Annotated in this window: 21 protein-coding genes; 11 read left to right on the forward strand and 10 right to left on the reverse strand. The window is 70.0% G+C overall.

Features of this window, described 5'->3' with window-relative positions:
- Positions 1 to 295 precede the first annotated feature (295 nt).
- From ACFVJQ_RS30040 to ACFVJQ_RS30050, 3 genes are all read left to right on the forward strand, one after another.
- On the forward strand, positions 296 to 709 hold the full coding sequence (locus ACFVJQ_RS30040) for a YciI family protein (RefSeq protein WP_385513363.1): 414 nt from the start codon (positions 296 to 298) through the stop codon (positions 707 to 709).
- 34 nt (positions 710 to 743) lie between these two features.
- Positions 744 to 1970 carry an RNA polymerase sigma factor gene (locus ACFVJQ_RS30045; RefSeq protein WP_385788636.1) on the forward strand — a complete coding sequence of 409 codons (1227 nt, stop codon included), beginning with the start codon at positions 744 to 746 and terminating at the stop codon, positions 1968 to 1970.
- A gap of 84 nt (positions 1971 to 2054) precedes the next feature.
- Positions 2055 to 2273: a hypothetical protein gene (locus ACFVJQ_RS30050; protein ID WP_385788638.1), complete on the forward strand. Its 219-nt coding sequence runs from the start codon at positions 2055 to 2057 to the stop codon at positions 2271 to 2273.
- On the opposite strand, the gene ACFVJQ_RS30055 is transcribed toward ACFVJQ_RS30050, so the two are convergent.
- A complete protein-coding gene (locus ACFVJQ_RS30055) occupies positions 2260 to 3003 on the reverse strand; it encodes a VOC family protein (protein WP_385788639.1) in 744 nt (247 codons plus the stop codon). The two genes, ACFVJQ_RS30050 and ACFVJQ_RS30055, sit on opposite strands and share 14 nt — an antisense overlap.
- Positions 3004 to 3024: 21 nt before the next feature.
- Positions 3025 to 3648 (reverse strand): LysE family translocator, encoded by a 624-nt coding sequence (locus ACFVJQ_RS30060; RefSeq protein ID WP_385788720.1) that lies wholly within the window; start codon positions 3646 to 3648, stop codon positions 3025 to 3027.
- A gap of 170 nt (positions 3649 to 3818) precedes the next feature.
- Between ACFVJQ_RS30060 and ACFVJQ_RS30065 the strand changes: the two genes are divergently transcribed.
- Positions 3819 to 4307, forward strand: coding sequence for a GNAT family N-acetyltransferase (locus ACFVJQ_RS30065; RefSeq protein WP_385788641.1), 489 nt, complete (start codon positions 3819 to 3821; stop codon positions 4305 to 4307).
- A 208-nt stretch (positions 4308 to 4515) separates the two neighbouring features.
- Here ACFVJQ_RS30065 and sodN read toward each other — a convergent pair whose 3' ends face one another.
- Complete coding sequence (sodN, locus tag ACFVJQ_RS30070; RefSeq protein ID WP_141312035.1) at positions 4516 to 4911, reverse strand: superoxide dismutase, Ni; 396 nt, start codon at positions 4909 to 4911, stop codon at positions 4516 to 4518.
- A 145-nt stretch (positions 4912 to 5056) separates the two neighbouring features.
- Between sodN and sodX the strand changes: the two genes are divergently transcribed.
- The gene (gene sodX / locus ACFVJQ_RS30075; protein ID WP_385513357.1) at positions 5057 to 5491 is read left to right on the forward strand and encodes a nickel-type superoxide dismutase maturation protease; all 435 of its coding nucleotides are present in this window, start codon (positions 5057 to 5059) and stop codon (positions 5489 to 5491) included.
- Here sodX and ACFVJQ_RS30080 read toward each other — a convergent pair.
- The gene (locus tag ACFVJQ_RS30080) at positions 5395 to 6024 is read right to left on the reverse strand and encodes an ABATE domain-containing protein (RefSeq protein ID WP_224734627.1); all 630 of its coding nucleotides are present in this window, start codon (positions 6022 to 6024) and stop codon (positions 5395 to 5397) included. The two genes, sodX and ACFVJQ_RS30080, sit on opposite strands and share 97 nt — an antisense overlap.
- Positions 6025 to 6135: 111 nt before the next feature.
- Between ACFVJQ_RS30080 and ACFVJQ_RS30085 the strand changes: the two genes are divergently transcribed.
- The gene (locus ACFVJQ_RS30085) at positions 6136 to 6918 is read left to right on the forward strand and encodes a class I SAM-dependent methyltransferase (protein ID WP_385788644.1); all 783 of its coding nucleotides are present in this window, start codon (positions 6136 to 6138) and stop codon (positions 6916 to 6918) included.
- A gap of 84 nt (positions 6919 to 7002) precedes the next feature.
- Here the strand turns inward: ACFVJQ_RS30085 and ACFVJQ_RS30090 are convergent, their stop codons facing one another.
- The 3 genes from ACFVJQ_RS30090 to ACFVJQ_RS30100 are packed head-to-tail and all read right to left on the reverse strand — an operon-like array spanning position 7003 to position 9751.
- Entirely contained in the window at positions 7003 to 7755 is a 753-nt protein-coding gene (locus ACFVJQ_RS30090; protein ID WP_385788722.1) for an amino acid ABC transporter ATP-binding protein, read from the reverse strand.
- Between the two features lie 50 nt (positions 7756 to 7805).
- A complete protein-coding gene (locus ACFVJQ_RS30095) occupies positions 7806 to 8744 on the reverse strand; it encodes an amino acid ABC transporter permease (RefSeq protein WP_385265136.1) in 939 nt (312 codons plus the stop codon).
- Positions 8745 to 8785: 41 nt separating this feature from the next.
- Positions 8786 to 9751 carry an ABC transporter substrate-binding protein gene (locus tag ACFVJQ_RS30100; protein WP_385788646.1) on the reverse strand — a complete coding sequence of 322 codons (966 nt, stop codon included), beginning with the start codon at positions 9749 to 9751 and terminating at the stop codon, positions 8786 to 8788.
- 552 nt (positions 9752 to 10303) lie between these two features.
- Between ACFVJQ_RS30100 and ACFVJQ_RS30105 the strand changes: the two genes are divergently transcribed.
- From ACFVJQ_RS30105 to ACFVJQ_RS30120, 4 genes are all read left to right on the forward strand, one after another.
- Positions 10304 to 11527, forward strand: coding sequence for an NADP-dependent malic enzyme (locus ACFVJQ_RS30105; protein WP_385788648.1), 1224 nt, complete (start codon positions 10304 to 10306; stop codon positions 11525 to 11527).
- A gap of 217 nt (positions 11528 to 11744) precedes the next feature.
- Positions 11745 to 12710 (forward strand): zinc-binding dehydrogenase, encoded by a 966-nt coding sequence (locus ACFVJQ_RS30110; RefSeq protein ID WP_385513351.1) that lies wholly within the window; start codon positions 11745 to 11747, stop codon positions 12708 to 12710.
- 100 nt (positions 12711 to 12810) lie between these two features.
- The gene (locus tag ACFVJQ_RS30115) at positions 12811 to 13020 is read left to right on the forward strand and encodes a helix-turn-helix domain-containing protein (RefSeq protein WP_129802197.1); all 210 of its coding nucleotides are present in this window, start codon (positions 12811 to 12813) and stop codon (positions 13018 to 13020) included.
- Positions 13020 to 13583, forward strand: a complete 564-nt coding sequence (locus ACFVJQ_RS30120) for a Clp protease N-terminal domain-containing protein (RefSeq protein ID WP_385788724.1) — start codon at positions 13020 to 13022, stop codon at positions 13581 to 13583. The genes ACFVJQ_RS30115 and ACFVJQ_RS30120 overlap by 1 nt, the downstream gene beginning before the upstream one ends.
- A gap of 226 nt (positions 13584 to 13809) precedes the next feature.
- Here the strand turns inward: ACFVJQ_RS30120 and ACFVJQ_RS30125 are convergent, their stop codons facing one another.
- Both ACFVJQ_RS30125 and ACFVJQ_RS30130 read right to left on the reverse strand, forming a co-directional pair.
- Positions 13810 to 14862: a helix-turn-helix transcriptional regulator gene (locus tag ACFVJQ_RS30125; RefSeq protein ID WP_385513350.1), complete on the reverse strand. Its 1053-nt coding sequence runs from the start codon at positions 14860 to 14862 to the stop codon at positions 13810 to 13812.
- A gap of 1 nt (position 14863) precedes the next feature.
- Entirely contained in the window at positions 14864 to 15805 is a 942-nt protein-coding gene (locus tag ACFVJQ_RS30130) for a DUF4097 domain-containing protein (protein ID WP_385513349.1), read from the reverse strand.
- A 170-nt stretch (positions 15806 to 15975) separates the two neighbouring features.
- On the opposite strand from ACFVJQ_RS30130, the gene ACFVJQ_RS30135 reads away from it, so the two are divergent.
- A complete protein-coding gene (locus ACFVJQ_RS30135) occupies positions 15976 to 16821 on the forward strand; it encodes a hypothetical protein (RefSeq protein WP_385788651.1) in 846 nt (281 codons plus the stop codon).
- Between the two features lie 54 nt (positions 16822 to 16875).
- Here the strand turns inward: ACFVJQ_RS30135 and ACFVJQ_RS30140 are convergent, their stop codons facing one another.
- Complete coding sequence (locus ACFVJQ_RS30140; RefSeq protein WP_023586593.1) at positions 16876 to 17055, reverse strand: DUF6104 family protein; 180 nt, start codon at positions 17053 to 17055, stop codon at positions 16876 to 16878.
- Positions 17056 to 17089: the final 34 nt, after the last annotated feature.

Raw genomic sequence — 17089 nt, forward strand, 5'->3', positions numbered from 1 at the left:
GTCGAAACGGTCATCCGGCGCCACAAGACGCTGGGCGCATGGGTGCCGACGTGGGTTGCCGGCCCGTGCCGGAACCCCAAGTGCGAGGCATACGCCGGAGGCGACGCCGAGCCCGTCACCGAGCGGCGGCCCGGCCGGCCCGAGGCGAAGGAACCCCATCCCCTGAGTCAAACCAAGAAGCCCTGAACCGGACTGCCGAAAAAATTCCGGAAGCCGTGTCGAGAATCCGCGGTCGGCTCCGACGTCCCGTACGAGAGCCGCCCATGGAGGGTGGCCGAGCCGAAGGAGCGGACTCATGAAGTACCTGGTCATGGTGCAGGGCACACAGGCGGACTACGAGGCGATGCGAGGCAAGGCCTCCGCGCAGTCCCCGGCCTGGAGCGAGGAGGAGCTCCAGGCCATGTACGCCTACATGAGCGCGATCAACGACGACCTCTCCGAGTCCGGCGAGCTCGTCGACGCACAGGGACTGGCCGAGCCCGCCCGGACCCGGCTGGTCACGCTCGGTGAGGACGGCAAGGCCGTGATCACCGACGGGCCGTACAGCGAGACCAAGGAGCTGCTGGCCGGTTACTGGGTCCTGGAGTGCGCGAGCCTGGAGCGGGTCACGGAGATCGCCGACCGGGTGACCCGTTGCCCCCAACCGGCCGGTGCCCCCAACCATCCGGTGGTGATCCGGCCCATCATGGACGGCGCGGGGGACATCTGAGCCCTCGAACAGACAACGGCCCTCCGAGCCTCCGATGAACCGCCCGGACGAGATCGAGGACCTGCTGCGCCGGCACGCGCCGCAGGTCCTCGGCGCCGTCGTGCGGCGGTACGGGCACTTCGACGCCGCTGAGGACGCCGTACAGGAGGCACTCCTCGCGGCTGCCGACCGCTGGCCGTCGGACGGTGTCCCGGACAATCCGCGCGGCTGGCTGATCAGGGTCGCCTCACGTCGGCTGACCGACACGCTGCGCAGCGAGGAGGCGCGGCGCCGGCGCGAGGAGCGGGCGGCGGCGCTCACTCCGCCCGACACCTTCATCGCCCCGCCGCCGGGCGCGGACCGCGCTCCGCGCGAGGACGACACCCTCACCCTGCTCTTCCTGTGCTGCCACCCGGACCTGACCCCGCCCGCGCAGCTCGCGCTCACCCTGCGGGCGGTCGGTGGTCTGACGACGGCGGAGATCGCCCGCGCCTGCCTGGTCCCGGAGGCGACCATGGCGCAGCGGATCAACCGGGCCAAGCAGAAGGTGCGGGGCGTGCGCTTCGGGCGGCCGGACAACTGGGCGGAACGCCTGCCCGCCGTCCTGCACACCCTCTACCTCATCTTCAACGAGGGCTACACGGCGACCTCCGGCGCAGCTCTCCAGCGGCGCGAACTGGCCGGCGAGGCGATCCGGCTCACCCGCACGGTCCACCGTCTGCTCCCCGACGACGGCGAGGTGGCCGGCCTGCTGGCCCTGATGCTGCTCACCGATGCCCGCCGGGACGCGCGTACCGGCCCGCACGGCGAGCTCGTCCCGCTCGACGAACAGGACCGCGACCGCTGGGACAAGGCGGCGATCGAAGAGGGCGTCGCCCTGGTCACCCGGGCGCTGGCCGGCGGACGCCCGGGCCCGTACCAACTGCGCGCCGCGATCGCGGCGGTGCACGACGAGGCCCCGTCCGCCGAGGCGACCGACTGGCGGGAGATCCTCGGCCTGTACGACATCCTGGTACGGCTGGTGCCCGGCCCTGTCGAACGCCTCAACCGTGCCGTCGCCGTCGCCATGGCCGACGGACCACGCGCCGGGCTCGCCGAACTCGACGCGCTGGAACTCGACTTGAGCGCGAGTCACCGCCTGGACGCGGTGCGCGCCCACCTCCTGGAGCGGACCGGGGAGTACGAGGCCGCCCGCGCCGCCTACGAGTCGGCGGCCGCAAGGACGCTGAGCCTGCCGGAGCAGCGGTACCTGCAGGCGCGGGCGGCGCGACTGAGGCCGTAACGTCGTCCCAAGTGCCAGGTGTACAGGGAGGGTTGGACGTGACGGAGTCCGGGGGGCAGACGTCGTACGGCATGGCGGTGGGCCGTGACGGTGTGGGCAGTGACGGTGGTCGTCGGGGGCGGACTCACCCTGTGGCTGCAGGACTCGGCCGAGCCGCCGGAGCCGTACGGTCGGCGGGAGTCGAGCCCGGCGCCGACACCGCTGTCCGAGGCGGACTGGAACACCGCGTGCCCGAGGCCCACGCCCCCACCCGGTGAGGACGGGGCGGTGTACGACTACGCCTGCGTGATCAAGGTCGGCTAGGCAGCACGCCCGTCTCCGGGTCCCGCCCCGTCAGGCAGTACATGCCGCCCGCCGGGTCGCGCATCACCGTCCAGTGGGCGCCGCGGTACACCGGCCGTGCGCCGAGCCGCTCGTGCTCGGCACGGGTCGTCTCGATGTCGGCGCAGGCGAGGTCGAGGTGGGCGGCGATAGGCCGTTCGGTGCCGAGCCGCTGCAGCAGCAGCCGCACCGGCAGTCCGGGCGGCGGCTTGACCACATGGAACTCGGGCAGGGCGCCGGGCAGGGATTCCCAACCGTCCAGCAGCCCGCTCCAGAAGGCGACTTCGGTGTCGTACGACGAAGGCGGGACGTCGAGGCACACCTGATCCAGCCGGCTGCCGCGCACCACGGGTGGCCGTACCGACTCCCCGTGCCAGGGCACGGCACAGAACAACTGCCCCGCGGGCGAGCGCAGTACGGCCCACCCCTCGTGCTCGGCGACTTCTTCCGCCCCGAGCCGCACCGCCGACGCGACGAACTCCCGTACGTCCTCGACGGCGAAGTCGAGATGTGCCCCGCCGCCCCCGGAGTCCACGCCCTGCGTCTTCACACACGCGTCCGTCCCCCGAACCGGCAGGAGAGTCGCGAACTCCCCCTTCTCACCCCGGGGTTCGGACAGCCGGGTGCCGGTGACGGCCGTCCAGAAGTCATGGGCCCGGTCGAGGAGTTCGACGGGGCGGTCGATGAAGGCGTAGGTCCAGCGGATGGTCATGGCCGCGATCGTAGAGGGCCATCAGGACTCGGTGGCCAGGCGCACCCCCAGCCCGACCAGGACCGCCCCGCAGACCTGTTCCATGCGGCGCCGAACGGACTGCCGCTGAAGCACTCCTCCCACCCGCCCGGCCAGCCGGACCAGCGGTAGATACCAGATCAGGTCGACGAGGGCCCAGATCACCGAGAAGGCGAGCAGCGTCGGAAGAACAGGGGCTCCATGCGGCACGAACTGCGGCAGGAAAGAGACGGCGAACACGCCGGCCTTGGGATTGGCGAAGTTGGTGACCAGGCCCTGCCAGTACGCCCGCCGAAGCGACACCGCGTCTGTTTCCGCCGGTCCTTCAGCCGGTTGAGCGGCCCGCCGCGCCTGCCACAAGGCACGCGCTCCCATCCACACCAGCACCGCCGCGCCGGCCATCCGGATGACGACGTAGGCGACCTGCGAGGCCAGCAGCAGGGCCGAGAGCCCGACGGCTGCGGCCAGGCCCCACAGCAGCACCCCGCACTCGTTACCCAGGACCGTGGCCATGCCGGTTCTCCGGCCGTTCACCACCGCCCGACGCAGGATCACGACCGTGCTCGGCCCTGGAACCATGGCGATCAGGAAGGCCGCACCGACGAACGCAACGACGGAAGTCATCATCGAGGCAGCATCGCCAAGCTCGTTGATGCCCCACAAGGCTTTTCTCAGCGCCGCTGCGGATGCCTTCCGCGGATCATCGGTCAGGGCGAAGCCCACGGTCGGGTCCACGCCGCTGAGAAGGCGCGGAATCGGATGGACACGGCTCGGCACGGTGACCGGTGATCTCCGGCATGATCCGGACCGCCACGGTGAGCGACGTTGCTGAGATCCGCGCGATGATCCGCGAACTCGCCGAGTACGAACGGGCCGTTGAGCAGGCCCGAGCGACCGAGGAGCAGCTCCGCGAGGCGCTGTTCGGCGACCGTCCCGCCGCCTTCGCACTGATCGCCGAGGACGACGAGACGGGCGAGACCGTGGGCTATGCCCTGTGGTTCCCGCACTTTTCGACCTGGACCGGCACGCGCGGCATGCACCTGGAGGACCTCTACGTACGACCGCACGCCCGAGTCGGGGGTCACGGCAAGGCCCTGCTCGCCTCCCTGGCCGCGATCTGCGAGCAGAAGGGCTACGAGCGCTTCGAATGGTGGGTCCTCGCCTGGAACGAGCCGACGATCGACTTCTACAAGTCGCTCGGGGTGGAGCTCCTGGAGGAGTGGACGGTGTGCCGACTGACCGGTGAACCCCTCAGGAAACTCGCTGCCCGGACCCGGCTGTCGTGAACCAGACTTCCGCCCGAGGCGTCGCATCGGCGATTTCGATGGCGAGAGCGCCGAGGGCTTCCTTCTGAGGCGGACAGGTGGCCCGTGGCCGGGTGAGGAAGACCGCACCCGGACCGTCACGGACGCCATCTCGGCGGCCTGCGGACCGGGTGCGGACAGGAAGACCAGGCGACCAAAGAAATCGCAGGTCAAACGGCATGATCGAAGGTCAGGCCTTCTTGGTCTCCCAGAAGATCTTGTCGATCTGGGCGATGTAGTCCAGCGCCTTCTGGCCGGTGGCCGGGTCGGTGGACGCCTTGGCGGCCGAGAGGGCCTTCAGGGTGTCGTTGACCAGCTGGTGCAGCTCGGGGTACTTCTCGAAGTGCGGGGGCTTGAAGTAGTCGCTCCACAGCACGGAGACGTGGTGCTTGGCCAGTTCGGCGCGCTGTTCCTTGATGGTGGTGGCGCGAGCCTGGAAGTGCGGGTCGTCGTTGCCGGCCATCTTCTCCTGGATGGCCTTCACCGACTCCGCCTCGATGCGGGCCTGGGCCGGGTCGTACACACCGCAGGGCAGGTCGCAGTGTGCGCTGACCTTGACCTTGGGGGCAAACAGGCGGGAAAGCATGGAGCATTCCTTCCTCGTGATCGTCTTCTCAGGTGGGACATTACTCCCTGAGGGACGGGATTTCGCGAGTGCCCCCATGGGCTTAGGACAAAAGTCCGGGGTGAGACTGAGACTGGTGGAGCGTCGAGCAGGGGAGGTGCCGGGGATGCCGGAACTGTCGGAGGAGAGCGAGCGCAGGGGGGCGCTGCTGCCCTTCGGGGTGGCCGAGGTGACCGGTCCCTCCATGGTGCCGACGCTGTTCCACGGGGACCGGCTCGTGGTGCGCTACGGCGCTCGGATCCGGCCCGGTGACGTCGTCGTCCTGCGTCATCCGTTCCAGCAGGACCTGCTGGTGGTCAAGCGGGCCGCGGAGCGCCGTGAGGGCGGCTGGTGGGTGCTCGGGGACAACGCCTACGCCGGTGGCGACAGTACGGACTACGGCACCGTGCCGGAGGAACTGGTGCTTGGGCGGGTGCGGTTCCGGTACCGGCCGCGGCGGGCCGATCAGCGTTCGCTGCTCGCGGTGCTGCGCTGGGCGCTGTCGGCGGCCCGGCCCGTCTTCTCCGACCGGTCGGCCTCGAGGCGTTTGCGGGCACGGTAGGCGGCCACGTTGGCGCGGGTGGCGCAGCGGTCGGAGCAGTAGCGCCGGGAGCGGTTGGTGGAGGTGTCGAGGTAGGCGTTGCGGCACGGGGCCGCCTCGCACAGGCCCAGGCGGTCCACGCCGTACTCCGTGAGGTGGAAGGCCAGGCCCATCGCCGCGATCGCCGCGTAGCCCGCGGTCGCGTTCGACGGGTGGTCCGCGAGGTGCATGTGCCACAGCGGGCGGCCGTCGTCGTCGCGGAAGTCGTGCCCGGAGATCTGCGGGCTCACCGGGAACTCGAGGAGCAGGGAGTTCAGCAGGTCCACCGCGAGCGTCTCGTCACCGCTGTCGGCCGCCTCGAAGACCGCACGCAGCCGGGCCCGGACCGAGCGGAACCGCGTCACGTCCGCGTCGGTGGCGCGGCGGGCCGCCGACTGGTTGACGCCGAACAGGTCGCGGACGGCCTCGACCGAGGTCAGCGAGTCCTTGCCCCGGGCCGGTTCCTCGCTGTTGACGAGACGTACGGCGTAATCCGAGTAATAGGCCAGTTCCACTTGTAGTCCTTACGGAGGGGCTCTATGGTCGTGCTGCGATCGCGTAACAGACGGTTCTGCTTCCAGGGTATTACGCGTTGTATCGGGCGACGAGCGTGACGGAGGGCGCCAATGACGGACATGGAGACCACTTCCACCGGTACTGCCACCGGTACCGACTGGCAGGCCTGGCAGCGCAGCTGGGACCGGCAGCAGGAGTGGTACATGCCCGACCGGGAAGAACGCTTCCGGGTCATGCTGGACATGGTCGAGGCCTTCACCGGCGACGAGCCGCGCGTCCTCGACCTCGCCTGCGGCACGGGCAGCATCACCGCCCGCTTGCTCGACCGCTTCCCCAAGGCCACCAGCACCGGCATCGACCTCGGCCCCGCGCTGCTCGCCATCGCCCGCGGCACCTTCGACGGCGACGACCGTGTCACCTTCGTCGAGGCGGACCTCAAGGATCCCGACTGGCCCGCCCGGCTGCCGTACGACACGTACGACGCCGTCCTGACGGCTACGGCCCTGCACTGGTTCCGTGCCGAGCCCCTGGAGACGCTCTACGGGCAACTCGCCGGGCTCGTCCGGCACGGCGGTGTCTTCATGAACGCCGACCACATGATCGACGACACCACGCCCCGTATCAACGCGGCCGAGCGCACCCTGCGGCGCGCCCGCATGGACCAGGCGCAGAAGGCCGGCGCCCTCGACTGGGCCGAGTGGTGGCAGCTCGCCGCCAAGGACCCGGTCCTCGCCGCGCCCACCGCCCGCCGCTTCGAGATCTACGGCGACCACGCCGACGGCGAGATGCCGTCCGCCGCCTGGCACGCGCGCGTACTGCGCGACAAGGGCTTCGCGGAGACGCGTCCGGTGTGGTGCTCGCCGTCGGACACGCTGTTGCTGGCGCTCAAGTAAGGCCGAACAGGAGCGCTCAAGCAGGGCCGGACAGGAGAAGGGGCGGTACGGAAATCTCCGTACCGCCCCTTCTCGTACGTACCGTCAGAGCACCTTCGACAGGAACGCCTTCGTGCGCTCGTGCTGCGGGTCGGTCAGGACGTCGCGCGGGTTGCCGGACTCGACGACCACGCCGCCGTCCATGAAGACCAGGCTGTCGCCGACCTCGCGGGCGAAGCCCATCTCGTGGGTGACGACGACCATCGTCATGCCGGACTCGGCGAGGTCGCGCATGACGTCGAGGACGTCACCGACCAGCTCCGGGTCCAGAGCCGAGGTCGGCTCGTCGAACAGCATCAGCTTCGGGTCCATCGCGAGGGCCCGGGCGATCGCCACGCGCTGCTGCTGGCCGCCGGAGAGCTGCGACGGGTAGTTCCCGGCCTTGTCGGCCAGGCCCACCCGGTCCAGGAGCTGTGCCGCCCGCTCCCTGGCCTGGGCCTTGCTGGTGCCCTTGACCTGGATCGGGGCCTCCATGACGTTCTCCAGCGCCGTCATGTGCGGGAACAGGTTGAAGCGCTGGAAGACCATGCCGATGTCCCGGCGCTTCAGCGCGACCTCGCTGTCCTTGAGCTCGTACAGCTTGTCGCCCTTCTGGCGGTAGCCGACGAGTTCCCCGTCGACGTACAGCCGCCCGGCGTTGATCTTCTCCAGGTGGTTGATGCACCTGAGGAACGTCGACTTGCCGGAGCCGGAGGGGCCGATGAGGCAGAACACCTCGCCGGTCTTCACCTCCAGGTCGATGCCCTTGAGGACCTCGACGTGGCCGAAGGACTTGTGGACGCCCTCGGCCTTGACCATCGGGACGACGGAGTGCTCCGCGGAGGTGTCTGTCTTGCTCACGTTCTCGGTCATGCCGTGACTCCCTTCCGGCTCGACAGGGAGAGCACGTTCTTCTTGATCTTCTGCCACGGCGTCGGCGGCAGCTGTCGGCTGGAGCCCCGGGCGTAGTACCTCTCAAGGTAGTACTGGCCGACGCTGAACACCGAGGTCAGCAGGAGGTACCAGGCCGCGGCGAGGAACAGCATCTCGGCCGGGGCGCCGGAGGTCTGGCCGATGTCCTGGGCGACGCGGAGCAGTTCGGAGTACTGGACGACCGAGACCAGCGAGGTCGTCTTCAGCATGTTGATGACCTCGTTGCCCGTCGGCGGCACGATCACGCGCATCGCCTGCGGGATGACGATCCGGCGCAGCGTCTTGGCGTGGCTCATGCCCAGCGCGTGTGCCGCCTCGGTCTGGCCCTCGTCGACCGCGAGCAGACCGGCGCGGCAGATCTCCGCCATGTACGCAGCCTCGTTGAGGCCGAGGCCGAGCAGCGCGGTCAGGAACGGGGTCATGAAGTCCGACCACTCGTCCCGGTAGACCGGACCGAGGTTGATGTACTCGAAGACCAGGCCCAGGTTGAACCAGACGATGAGCTGGACCAGGACCGGGGTGCCGCGGAAGAACCAGATGTAGAACCACGCGATGGCGGAGGTCACCGGGTTCTTCGACAGCCGCATCACGGCGAGCAGGATGCCGCCGACGATGCCGATCGCCATGGACAGGGCGGTCAGCAGGAGCGTCTTGCCGACGCCGCTGAGCACGCGGTCGTCGAAGAAGTAGTCCGGAATCGCGTCCCAGTTGATCTTGCCCTGGGAGAACGCGTACACGACCGCGCCGAGCAGCGCGATCGCGACGACGGCGGAGACGTACCGCCCGTAGTGCCGGACCGGGATGGCCTTGATGGCCTCCGGTCCGGCCGGGGGCGTGTCGGCCGGACCCGTCGTCTTGTCGATGTCAACAGTCACGGGTGTTGCCTTTCAGTGGTCGCTGGTCGCCGACCGAGCGATCACTTGCCGCCGTTGATGGTGGCCTTGTCGACGGCGCCGTCCTCGACGCCCCACTTCTTTATGATCTTGTCGTACTCGCCGTTCGCGATGATCGCATCCAGGGCGGCCTGCAGGGCGTCCCGCAGCTGGGTGTTGTTCTTGGCGACCGCGATGCCGTACGGGGCGGCCTCGACCTGCTCGCCGACGAGCTGGAAGTCCTTGCCGCCGCCGGAGGTCTTCACGGCGTACGCGGCGACCGGGAAGTCGGAGGAGCCGGCGTCGGCGCCGCCCGCGCGCAGGCGGGTCTGGGCCTGCTGGTCGTTGTCGAAGGCCTCGATGGAGAGCTTCTTGCCCTTCGGGCAGTTCTTCGCCTCGGCCTTGGCGAGGTCCTCGGAGACCGTGCCGCGCTGCACCACGATCTTCTTGCCGCACAGGTCGGACCAGGTCTTGATGCCCTGGTCGTCGCCCTTCTTGGTGTAGATCGAGACACCGGCGGTGAAGTAGTCCACGAAGTCGACGCCCTCACCGACCTTCTTGCCGGTGTCGGAGTCGATGCCCTCCTGGCGGTCCTTGGTGTCGGTCATCGCGGACATGGCGATGTCGTAGCGCTTGGAGCGCAGACCGGTGATGAGGGTGTCGAACGTGCCGTTCTCGAACTGGAACGTCACGCCGAGCTGCTTGCCCATGGCGGCGGCGATGTCCGGGTCGATACCGACCGTCTTGCCGGAGCTGTCCTTGAACTCGACCGGCGCGTACGCGATGTCCGAACCGACCTTGATGACGCCCTTGTCGCGGATCTCCTTGGGCAGCTTGTCGGCCAGCGGGGCGGCCGCGGTCGTCGCGGTGTCCGTGCTGTCCGAGCCGCCGCCGTTCTCCGTCTGGTCACCGCAGCCGGTGAGAAGCAGGGCGCCTGCGACCGCGATCGCACCGACCGCGGCTAGCCGGGAACGCGCGGCGGTCGTACGACGGGTGGAGCTGGCGGTCATTGTGGGTTCCTCCGGCGGATGGGTGGAGTTGCCGATGGGTCGACGAGAACACACAGCTTCGGGTGTCGCGACCTCGTGTGATTACCGCATCTTGCCATTCGGACTGGACCATTCAGGTGACCCGCGATGTCAAAATCGGATAACGAGTGACCCTCGAACCGGACCACTCCGGGACATCCCGACCGGATCTTCTACGGGAATCCCTGGTTCCGGCAGGAAGATCTTCGGTGTGTCTCGGGATGTGGCCGTTCGATAGCCGGTGTCGTGTGTTCGTTGAGCGGTTGTCGACGGTTTGTCGAGGCCTTGTCCCTATATTCGGGCATGAGTCATGTCACTGGCATGTGACCTTCGCGCTATCGACTCGTCGACGACACCCTCCGTCAGGTAAGAAGGTTCTTTACACCCCTCATCCGGGGCTCAGGGCGCGTGTGCGGCGCGCCCGTCGCGTATGTGCCCGTACGCATCACTCACCTGGGCCGTGCGCGGTGCCCGCCCACCCCTCACCAGGAGTGGTCAACCCTCAAACCATGAAGACTTAAGGGGTAAAACAAAGTGGCAGCGGAGATCGTCAATCCTCGCAGCGACAGCAGTACGGAGCAGGAGGGCGGGGCAGAGCCCCTCGATTCCTTCGATCCGGCGTTCGCGCTGCACCGCGGCGGCAAGATGGCTGTGCAGGCCACCGTGCCGGTCCGAGACAAGGACGACCTGTCCCTGGCGTACACGCCCGGCGTCGCGAAGGTGTGCACCGCGATCGCCGAGCAGCCGGACCTCGTCCACGACTACACGTGGAAGTCGTCCGTCGTCGCCGTCGTGACCGACGGCACGGCCGTGCTCGGGCTCGGTGACATCGGGCCCGAGGCCTCCCTCCCGGTGATGGAGGGCAAGGCGATTCTGTTCAAGCAGTTCGGCGGCGTGGACGCCGTGCCGATCGCGTTGGCGTGCACCGACGTGGACGAGATCGTCGAGACCGTGGTCCGGCTCGCTCCCTCTTTCGGCGGTGTGAACCTCGAGGACATCTCGGCACCGCGGTGCTTCGAGATCGAGCGCAGGCTCCAGGAGCGGCTGGACATCCCGGTCTTCCACGACGACCAGCACGGTACGGCGGTCGTGACGCTGGCGGCGCTGCGGAACGCGGCGCGGCTGAGCGGGAAGGAGCTCGGGGAGCTCAGGGCCGTCATCTCGGGCGCCGGCGCGGCGGGGGTCGCCATCGCGAAGATGCTGATCGAGGCCGGCATCGGCGATGTCGCGGTCGCGGACCGCAAGGGTGTCGTGTCGGCCGGTCGGGACGACCTGACGCCGGTCAAGCGGGAGCTGGCCGCCTTCACGAACAAGGCGGGGCTCTCCGGGTCGCTGGAGGCGGCTCTGGCGGGCGCGGACGTCTTCATCGGGGTCTCCGGCGGTACGGTGCCGGAGGAGGCGGTCGCCTCCATGGCCGAGGGCGCGTTCGTGTTCGCGATGGCCAACCCGAATCCCGAGGTGCACCCCGATGTGGCGCACAAGTACGCGGCGGTCGTGGCGACCGGGCGGTCGGACTTCCCCAACCAGATCAACAACGTGCTGGCGTTCCCGGGGATCTTCGCGGGTGCGCTGCAGGTGCGGGCGTCGCGGATCACCGAGGGGATGAAGATCGCGGCGGCCGAGGCGTTGGCGGGAGTGGTGGGGGACGACCTCGCTGCGGACTACGTCATTCCGTCGCCGTTCGACGAGCGGGTCGCTCCCGCGGTGACTGCGGCGGTCGCGGCGGCGGCGCGGGCGGAGGGTGTGGCTAGGCGCTGAGGTTTTTTTATGGCCCCGTCCGGTTGGGCGGGGCCATTTTTCTTTGCTTTTCCCACCCGCCCACCCGTTCGGATCGTTGAGGGGTGGACGTCGCTTGTGGGGGTTGGGCGCCGTGGGCGGGTGCGGGTGGGGCGCCGTGGGCGGTTTCTGGCAAGTGGGTGTGTGTCACAGGGGCATACGGTTCCGTTGGGGGGAGTGGGAACCTATCGTCGGGCTCATGTTCGCTGTCTACGCCGCCCGAATCGATCGTGACCAGCCGCTCGCAGGCCTGGAGTTGGGGGAGCGCCCGGCCCCCGAGGCCCGGCCGGGCTGGAGTGTCGTCGATGTCAGGGCCGCTTCCCTCAACCACCACGACCTCTGGTCTCTGCGCGGCGTGGGCCTCCCGGAGGACCGGCTGCCGATGATCCTCGGCTGCGACGCCGCCGGTGTCGACGAGGACGGCAACGAGGTCGTCCTGCACTCCGTCATCGGCCAGACCGGCCATGGCGTCGGCCCCAAGGAACCCCGTTCCATCCTGACCGAACGCTATCCGGGTACGTTCGCCGAGCAGGTCGCCGTACCGACCTGGAACATCCTGCCCAAGCCCAGGGAACTCTCCTTCGAGGAGGCCGCCTGTCTGCCCACGGCCTGGCTGACGGCGTATCGGATGCTGTTCACCAACGCCGGGGTACGGCCCGGTGACTCGGTGCTGGTGCAGGGTGCCGGCGGTGGCGTCGCCACGGCCGCGATCGTGCTCGGCAAGGCCGCGGGGCTGCGGGTCTTCGCGACCAGCCGGGACGAGGCCAAGCGCAAGCGTGCCCTGGAGCTGGGGGCCGTGGAGGCGGTGGAGTCGGGGGCGCGGCTGCCGCAGCGGGTGGACGCCGTGATCGAGACGGTGGGGGCGGCCACCTGGTCGCACTCGGTGAAGTCCCTGCGTCCCGGCGGCACGCTGGTCATCTCCGGCGCCACGAGCGGTGACCGGCCCTCCCATGCCGAACTGACCCGGATCTTCTTCCTGGAGCTGAAGGTCGTCGGCTCGACGATGGGCACCAAGGAGGAACTGGAGGACCTGCTGTCCTTCTGTGCCGCCACCGGGGTGCGGCCCGTCATCGACGAAGTGCTGCCGATGGACCGGGCCCGCGAGGGCTTCGAACGGATGGAGTCGGGTGAGCAATTCGGGAAGATCGTGCTCACCAACAGCTGACGATTTGCGGGTTCTGCAACGGCCGGTCCGGGTCTCGGGCCGGCCGTTTGTGTTGTCAACCGGGGTTGACGAGCGAGGTATGTCAACGTAAGTTGACATCATGACCGAAGCTACGGAACTCGCCGAGCGAGCCGGTGACCGCGATCCGCGGGTCGGACTGCGGGCCGTCGCCGCGCTGCGCAGGCTGCTGGAGCAGTTGGAGGCCGTTCAGGTGCGCAGTGCGCGCAACCAGGGCTGGTCGTGGCAGGAGATCGCCGCGGAACTCGGTGTGAGCAGGCAGGCCGTGCACAAGAAGTACGGGAGGCGATGATGTTCGAACGGTTTACGGAGGACGCCCGTTCGGTGGTGAAGGGGGCCGTCGAGCACTGCGAGAGGTCGGGGGCGCAGATCGTCGATGCCGAGCACCTGCTGCTCGCGCTGATGGACCGAGGGGCCGGCAAGGGTGCGTTCGCGCTGGCCGCTCTGGGGCTGACCGAGCGTGCGGAGTCGGTGGCGGGGGCACTGGGGGAGGCCCGGCGTCGCGCGGGACTGTCGCAGGCCGAGGCCGACGCGCTGGCCGGGCTGGGGATCGATGTCTCGGAGATCGTTTCGCGGGTGGAGGAGGCGCATGGCGTGGGCGCCATGGCCGGGGACCGGAAGGACAGGGGCTGGTGGGGCGGGCGCCGTTCTTTCGGCCCGGACGCCAAGGACGTGCTCGTGAAGTCCCTGCGTGTCGCCGTCGCCCGCCGGGACCGGCGCATCGGTGACGAGCACATCCTGCTCGCGCTCACGTCCCGCCCGGGCGTCGCAGCGGAGGTCCTCGCCGACCACGGGGTCACGTACGAGTCGGTGACGCGGGTGCTCTACGGCGGGGGAGAGGCCCGGACGGGCTGAACCGGGGGCGGTTGCCCTCGGGTGGGTGCGAGGCTCGCAGCCCGGCGTTGCGGGGTGCCTCCCCCACTCTCGGCTTCGCTCGAGCGGGGGGACCCCATCGCCCTGGGGGTCCCCCCAGCCCCTTAAGGCACTGGGGGAGGCACGACTGCCCGCAGCTGCGCGGGACGACGGCTTGCCTGCGGCGGGGCGCGTTGGGGTGGCCCCGCCCTTCGGCGTGTGGTTGTGCCTACCGCTTCGGTGTCCTCAGCAGCGCCCCGATGTGTGCCGCCGCCGTCGACAGGTGGCGGCGGGCCTCGCGGAGTTGGTCCGCGGTGACGCCGTGGTCGCGGGCCGCGTCGCGGATGTCGTCCCGGAAGCGGTCGAGGAGGCGGTCCAGGTCGCGGGCCGGGTCGCCGGTGGAGGTTGTGTCGTGGGCCCAGGCCGGCTCGTAGCCGGCCGGGAAGTCCTCAGGCGTCGTCGAGTGCTCCGGCCCCGTGGTCGACTTGGCGGCGTTGCCGCGGCCGAAGCCGAGGTCCTTGCCGAACTCCATGCCGAAGTCCTTTCCGAACTCGCCGAACTCCTTGGCCAGTTCCGTCAGGCCCTCGCGCACCCCCGTCGGCCAGTCGCCCCGGGCGAAGTGGTCCTGCACCTGCTCCTGGACCCGCTGGGCGATGCGCTGTACCTCCTCCTGCGCCTGCGCCCGGGCCCGGTCCTGCGCCTCCTTGGCCTGGCGGCGGGCCCGCTGGGCCTCCTCGCGCGCCCTGCGGCTCTCGTCCTTGGCGCGCCGGGCCTGCTCCTTCCACTCCTGCTTGACCCGGCGCATCTCCTCCTTGGCGAGGCGCCAGGCTTCCTTCTCGCCGTAGTCGCCGAAGTCGCCGAAGTCCCCGGCGGCGCCGCGGCCCTGGGCGCCCTTGCGGGCCTCGGTCGCCGCCGCCCGCATCTCGCGCCGCAGGTCGCCCGCCGCGCCGCGTACATCGGCCTGGATCTCGGCGGCCAGTTCCGCCACCGACTCGCGGATCTCCAGCTCCAGGTCGGCCAGTTCGCCGCTGCGGTCGGCCAGTTCCGCGCGGCCCGCGTCCGTGATGGCGTACACCTTGCGGCCGCCCTCGGTGGTGTGTGTGACCAGGCCCTCGGCCTCCAGCTTGGCCAGGCGCGGGTATACCGTGCCCGCCGACGGTGCGTACAGCCCCTGGAAGCGTTCTTCGAGGAGGCGGATCACTTCGTAGCCGTGGCGCGGGGCCTCGTCGAGCAGCTTCAGCAGGTAGAGGCGGAGGCGGCCATGAGCGAAGACGGGGGGCATGTCAGAGCACCTTCTTGTCGGTCGAACCGTCGGCCGGGGCGCTGGACGGGGTCGTGCCCCCGCTCCGGCCGGACGCCGAATTGTCCCCCGAGTCGTCCTGTGGACCGTCCGCCGGCCCGTCCCACGGCCCGTCCTCCACCGGTGGGCGGCGCAGCAGGGCGATGGAGCCGGAGACGGTCGTGGCCTTCAGTCGGCCGCTGCCCGTGCCGAGGCGGCCGGTGATGCGCTTGGCGCCCCACTGGCCGGTGACGCGGAGGTCCTCGAAGGCGTTGGAGACCGTTCCGCTCGCGGTGTTGGCGTCCACCTCCGCGTCCGCCGGATGCGGCAGCCGGATGGCGATCTCGCCGGAGACACTGGTCAGGCTGACATCGGTGGGGCTGCCCGCCGGGTCGAGGTCGACGATCATCGATCCGCTCACCGAGTCCGCCTTGACGGACGAGCCGGCGCCCTCGACGACGGTGAGGTCACCGGAGACGGAGTTGAAGCGCAGGTCGCCGGAGAGGGCCTGGGCCTCCACGTTCCCGGAGACGGTGTCCGCGCGGACCGGGCCCGCGAGCCCCACGAGTGTCGTGTCCCCGGAGACGCCCTTCACCTCCGCGCGCCCCTCGACGCCGGAGACCACGGCGGCGGCGCTGACCACGCCCACCTCGACGCGTGTGCTCACCGGCACCGCCAGTGAGACGACGGCGCTGCGGCGCCAGCCCTTGCGGTCGAGCCACTTCAGGAAGCCCTTCCACGGCAGGTCCTCGTACGCCACGGTGAGCGTGCCGCCCTGCTGGGTGACCACCAGGGGTGGTCCCTCGATCTCACTGACCTCCAGGCGGGCGGAACCTTCGTCCGTCCCCACTACGTTCACCGTTCCGTCGACGATGCGTACGTGAAGTTCGCGCACGGGGTCGTCGAAGGTGAGCTTCCTCGGCTCGGCGACGGACCACTCGGACATGGTGCTGACCTCCTCGACCTGCCGGGCCGCACGCGGACCGGACGAACGGACCTCGACACGCCATATCGCGTCTTCCGTAAAACACGATATATCGTGGACCCGGGAAGTCAAGACACTCGTTCTGGTGATCGCCCGTCTCCGAACCGGGACAAATGCCCTAGCGTGTGAGCATGTCGACGGAAGAGTTCCGGGCCGATGCCCGGGCCGATCCCGTGGCCCCCGGTGCCCTGCTGCTCTGCCGTGCGCACGCCCGGGCCGTGGCCCCCGCCGCCCGTCTGCTGCGGGCCCGGATGGTGCTCACCCGGGCCGGCGAGAACTGGAGCGTCCTCGTCCCCGAGGGCGGGCCCTGGCTGAACGGCACCGAGCCCGTCGACCGGGTGCTCACCGGCTGGGCCACCGCTCTCGCCGTCGGCGCCCCCTGGCCCGTACTCGCCCTGTGGTGGGACGCGGACCGCGCCGGTTACACATTCGCGTCCGGCTTCCGGCGCCCGGTCGGCTACGTCTGGCTCTCGGGCGGCACCCCGGTCGGCGAGGACGAGGCCATGCGCACTTTCGCCGCGTGCCTCGGTCTGGACCCGGTCCTCGATGTGCAGTCCCTGGACCGCCTGACGAAACCCGACCCCTCGGCCGACGCCCCGGCCCGCCTGCGCGGTCTGCTCGCCGTGCTCACGCGCGCGGGAGTCCGTCTGCCGGCCGGCCTCAACCCCGGCGAACCCGCCGACCGCCTCAGAGAAGCCGCTCGCGCTCAGCCGGACGCCCGCACGGTCGAGGGGACGGGCCGGACCGCGGCGTCCCGCACGGAACCCGACGTCGGGGGCGGCTGCCCCGGCCCGTACCTTCCCTGGTCCGGCGACCCCAGGGCCCGCGCGCTCGCCTTCGCCCAGGTCGCCGCGGGCCTCCCCCTCACCGCCTGGGGGCTACGCCGCCACAGCGGCGGCTGGACCACAGCGGGGGCGCTCCTCCTGGCCCACGGCACACTGGGCCTGGCGTACGACCTGGGCCGGCCTCGCGACTGACGGCCGAGTGGGCGCACACAAACGAGGCGTCCCGCACAAGCAAACCCGCCGGACCTACTCCTCGTCCTCGTCGTCCAGCCGTGCCAGCCACGTCGCCAGCCGCTCCACCGGTACCTCGAAGTCAGGGTTCAGGTCGACGAAGGTCCGCAGTTGCTCGGCGAGCCACTCGAACGTGACCTCTTCCTCGCCGCGCCGCTTCTCCAGTTCTTCGATGCCTCGGTCGGTGAAGTACATGTCCTCAGAATATGCGCCACTCGGCCGGTCGGGG

The sequence above is a fragment of the Streptomyces sp. NPDC127197 genome (assembly GCF_042672405.1).
Taxonomy (GTDB): Bacteria; Actinomycetota; Actinomycetes; order Streptomycetales; family Streptomycetaceae; genus Streptomyces; species Streptomyces flavusporus.

Excerpts from the sequence above, each read along its gene's own strand:
- ACFVJQ_RS30115 (WP_129802197.1), top strand. The coding sequence starts at position 12,811 with ATGACCGAAGCTACGGAACTCGCCGAGCGAGCCGGTGACCGCGATCCG.
- ACFVJQ_RS30100 (WP_385788646.1), bottom strand. The coding sequence starts at position 9,751 with ATGACCGCCAGCTCCACCCGTCGTACGACCGCCGCGCGTTCCCGGCTA.
- ACFVJQ_RS30085 (WP_385788644.1), top strand. The coding sequence starts at position 6,136 with ATGACGGACATGGAGACCACTTCCACCGGTACTGCCACCGGTACCGAC.
- ACFVJQ_RS30135 (WP_385788651.1), top strand. The coding sequence starts at position 15,976 with ATGTCGACGGAAGAGTTCCGGGCCGATGCCCGGGCCGATCCCGTGGCC.
- ACFVJQ_RS30060 (WP_385788720.1), bottom strand. The coding sequence starts at position 3,648 with ATGATGACTTCCGTCGTTGCGTTCGTCGGTGCGGCCTTCCTGATCGCC.
- ACFVJQ_RS30040 (WP_385513363.1), top strand. The coding sequence starts at position 296 with ATGAAGTACCTGGTCATGGTGCAGGGCACACAGGCGGACTACGAGGCG.
- ACFVJQ_RS30110 (WP_385513351.1), top strand. The coding sequence starts at position 11,745 with ATGTTCGCTGTCTACGCCGCCCGAATCGATCGTGACCAGCCGCTCGCA.
- sodN (WP_141312035.1), bottom strand. The coding sequence starts at position 4,911 with ATGCTTTCCCGCCTGTTTGCCCCCAAGGTCAAGGTCAGCGCACACTGC.
- ACFVJQ_RS30045 (WP_385788636.1), top strand. The coding sequence starts at position 744 with ATGAACCGCCCGGACGAGATCGAGGACCTGCTGCGCCGGCACGCGCCG.
- ACFVJQ_RS30140 (WP_023586593.1), bottom strand. The coding sequence starts at position 17,055 with ATGTACTTCACCGACCGAGGCATCGAAGAACTGGAGAAGCGGCGCGGC.
- ACFVJQ_RS30125 (WP_385513350.1), bottom strand. The coding sequence starts at position 14,862 with ATGCCCCCCGTCTTCGCTCATGGCCGCCTCCGCCTCTACCTGCTGAAG.
- ACFVJQ_RS30055 (WP_385788639.1), bottom strand. The coding sequence starts at position 3,003 with ATGACCATCCGCTGGACCTACGCCTTCATCGACCGCCCCGTCGAACTC.
- ACFVJQ_RS30130 (WP_385513349.1), bottom strand. The coding sequence starts at position 15,805 with ATGTCCGAGTGGTCCGTCGCCGAGCCGAGGAAGCTCACCTTCGACGAC.
- sodX (WP_385513357.1), top strand. The coding sequence starts at position 5,057 with ATGCCGGAACTGTCGGAGGAGAGCGAGCGCAGGGGGGCGCTGCTGCCC.
- ACFVJQ_RS30120 (WP_385788724.1), top strand. The coding sequence starts at position 13,020 with ATGTTCGAACGGTTTACGGAGGACGCCCGTTCGGTGGTGAAGGGGGCC.
- ACFVJQ_RS30065 (WP_385788641.1), top strand. The coding sequence starts at position 3,819 with ATGATCCGGACCGCCACGGTGAGCGACGTTGCTGAGATCCGCGCGATG.
- ACFVJQ_RS30090 (WP_385788722.1), bottom strand. The coding sequence starts at position 7,755 with ATGGTCAAGGCCGAGGGCGTCCACAAGTCCTTCGGCCACGTCGAGGTC.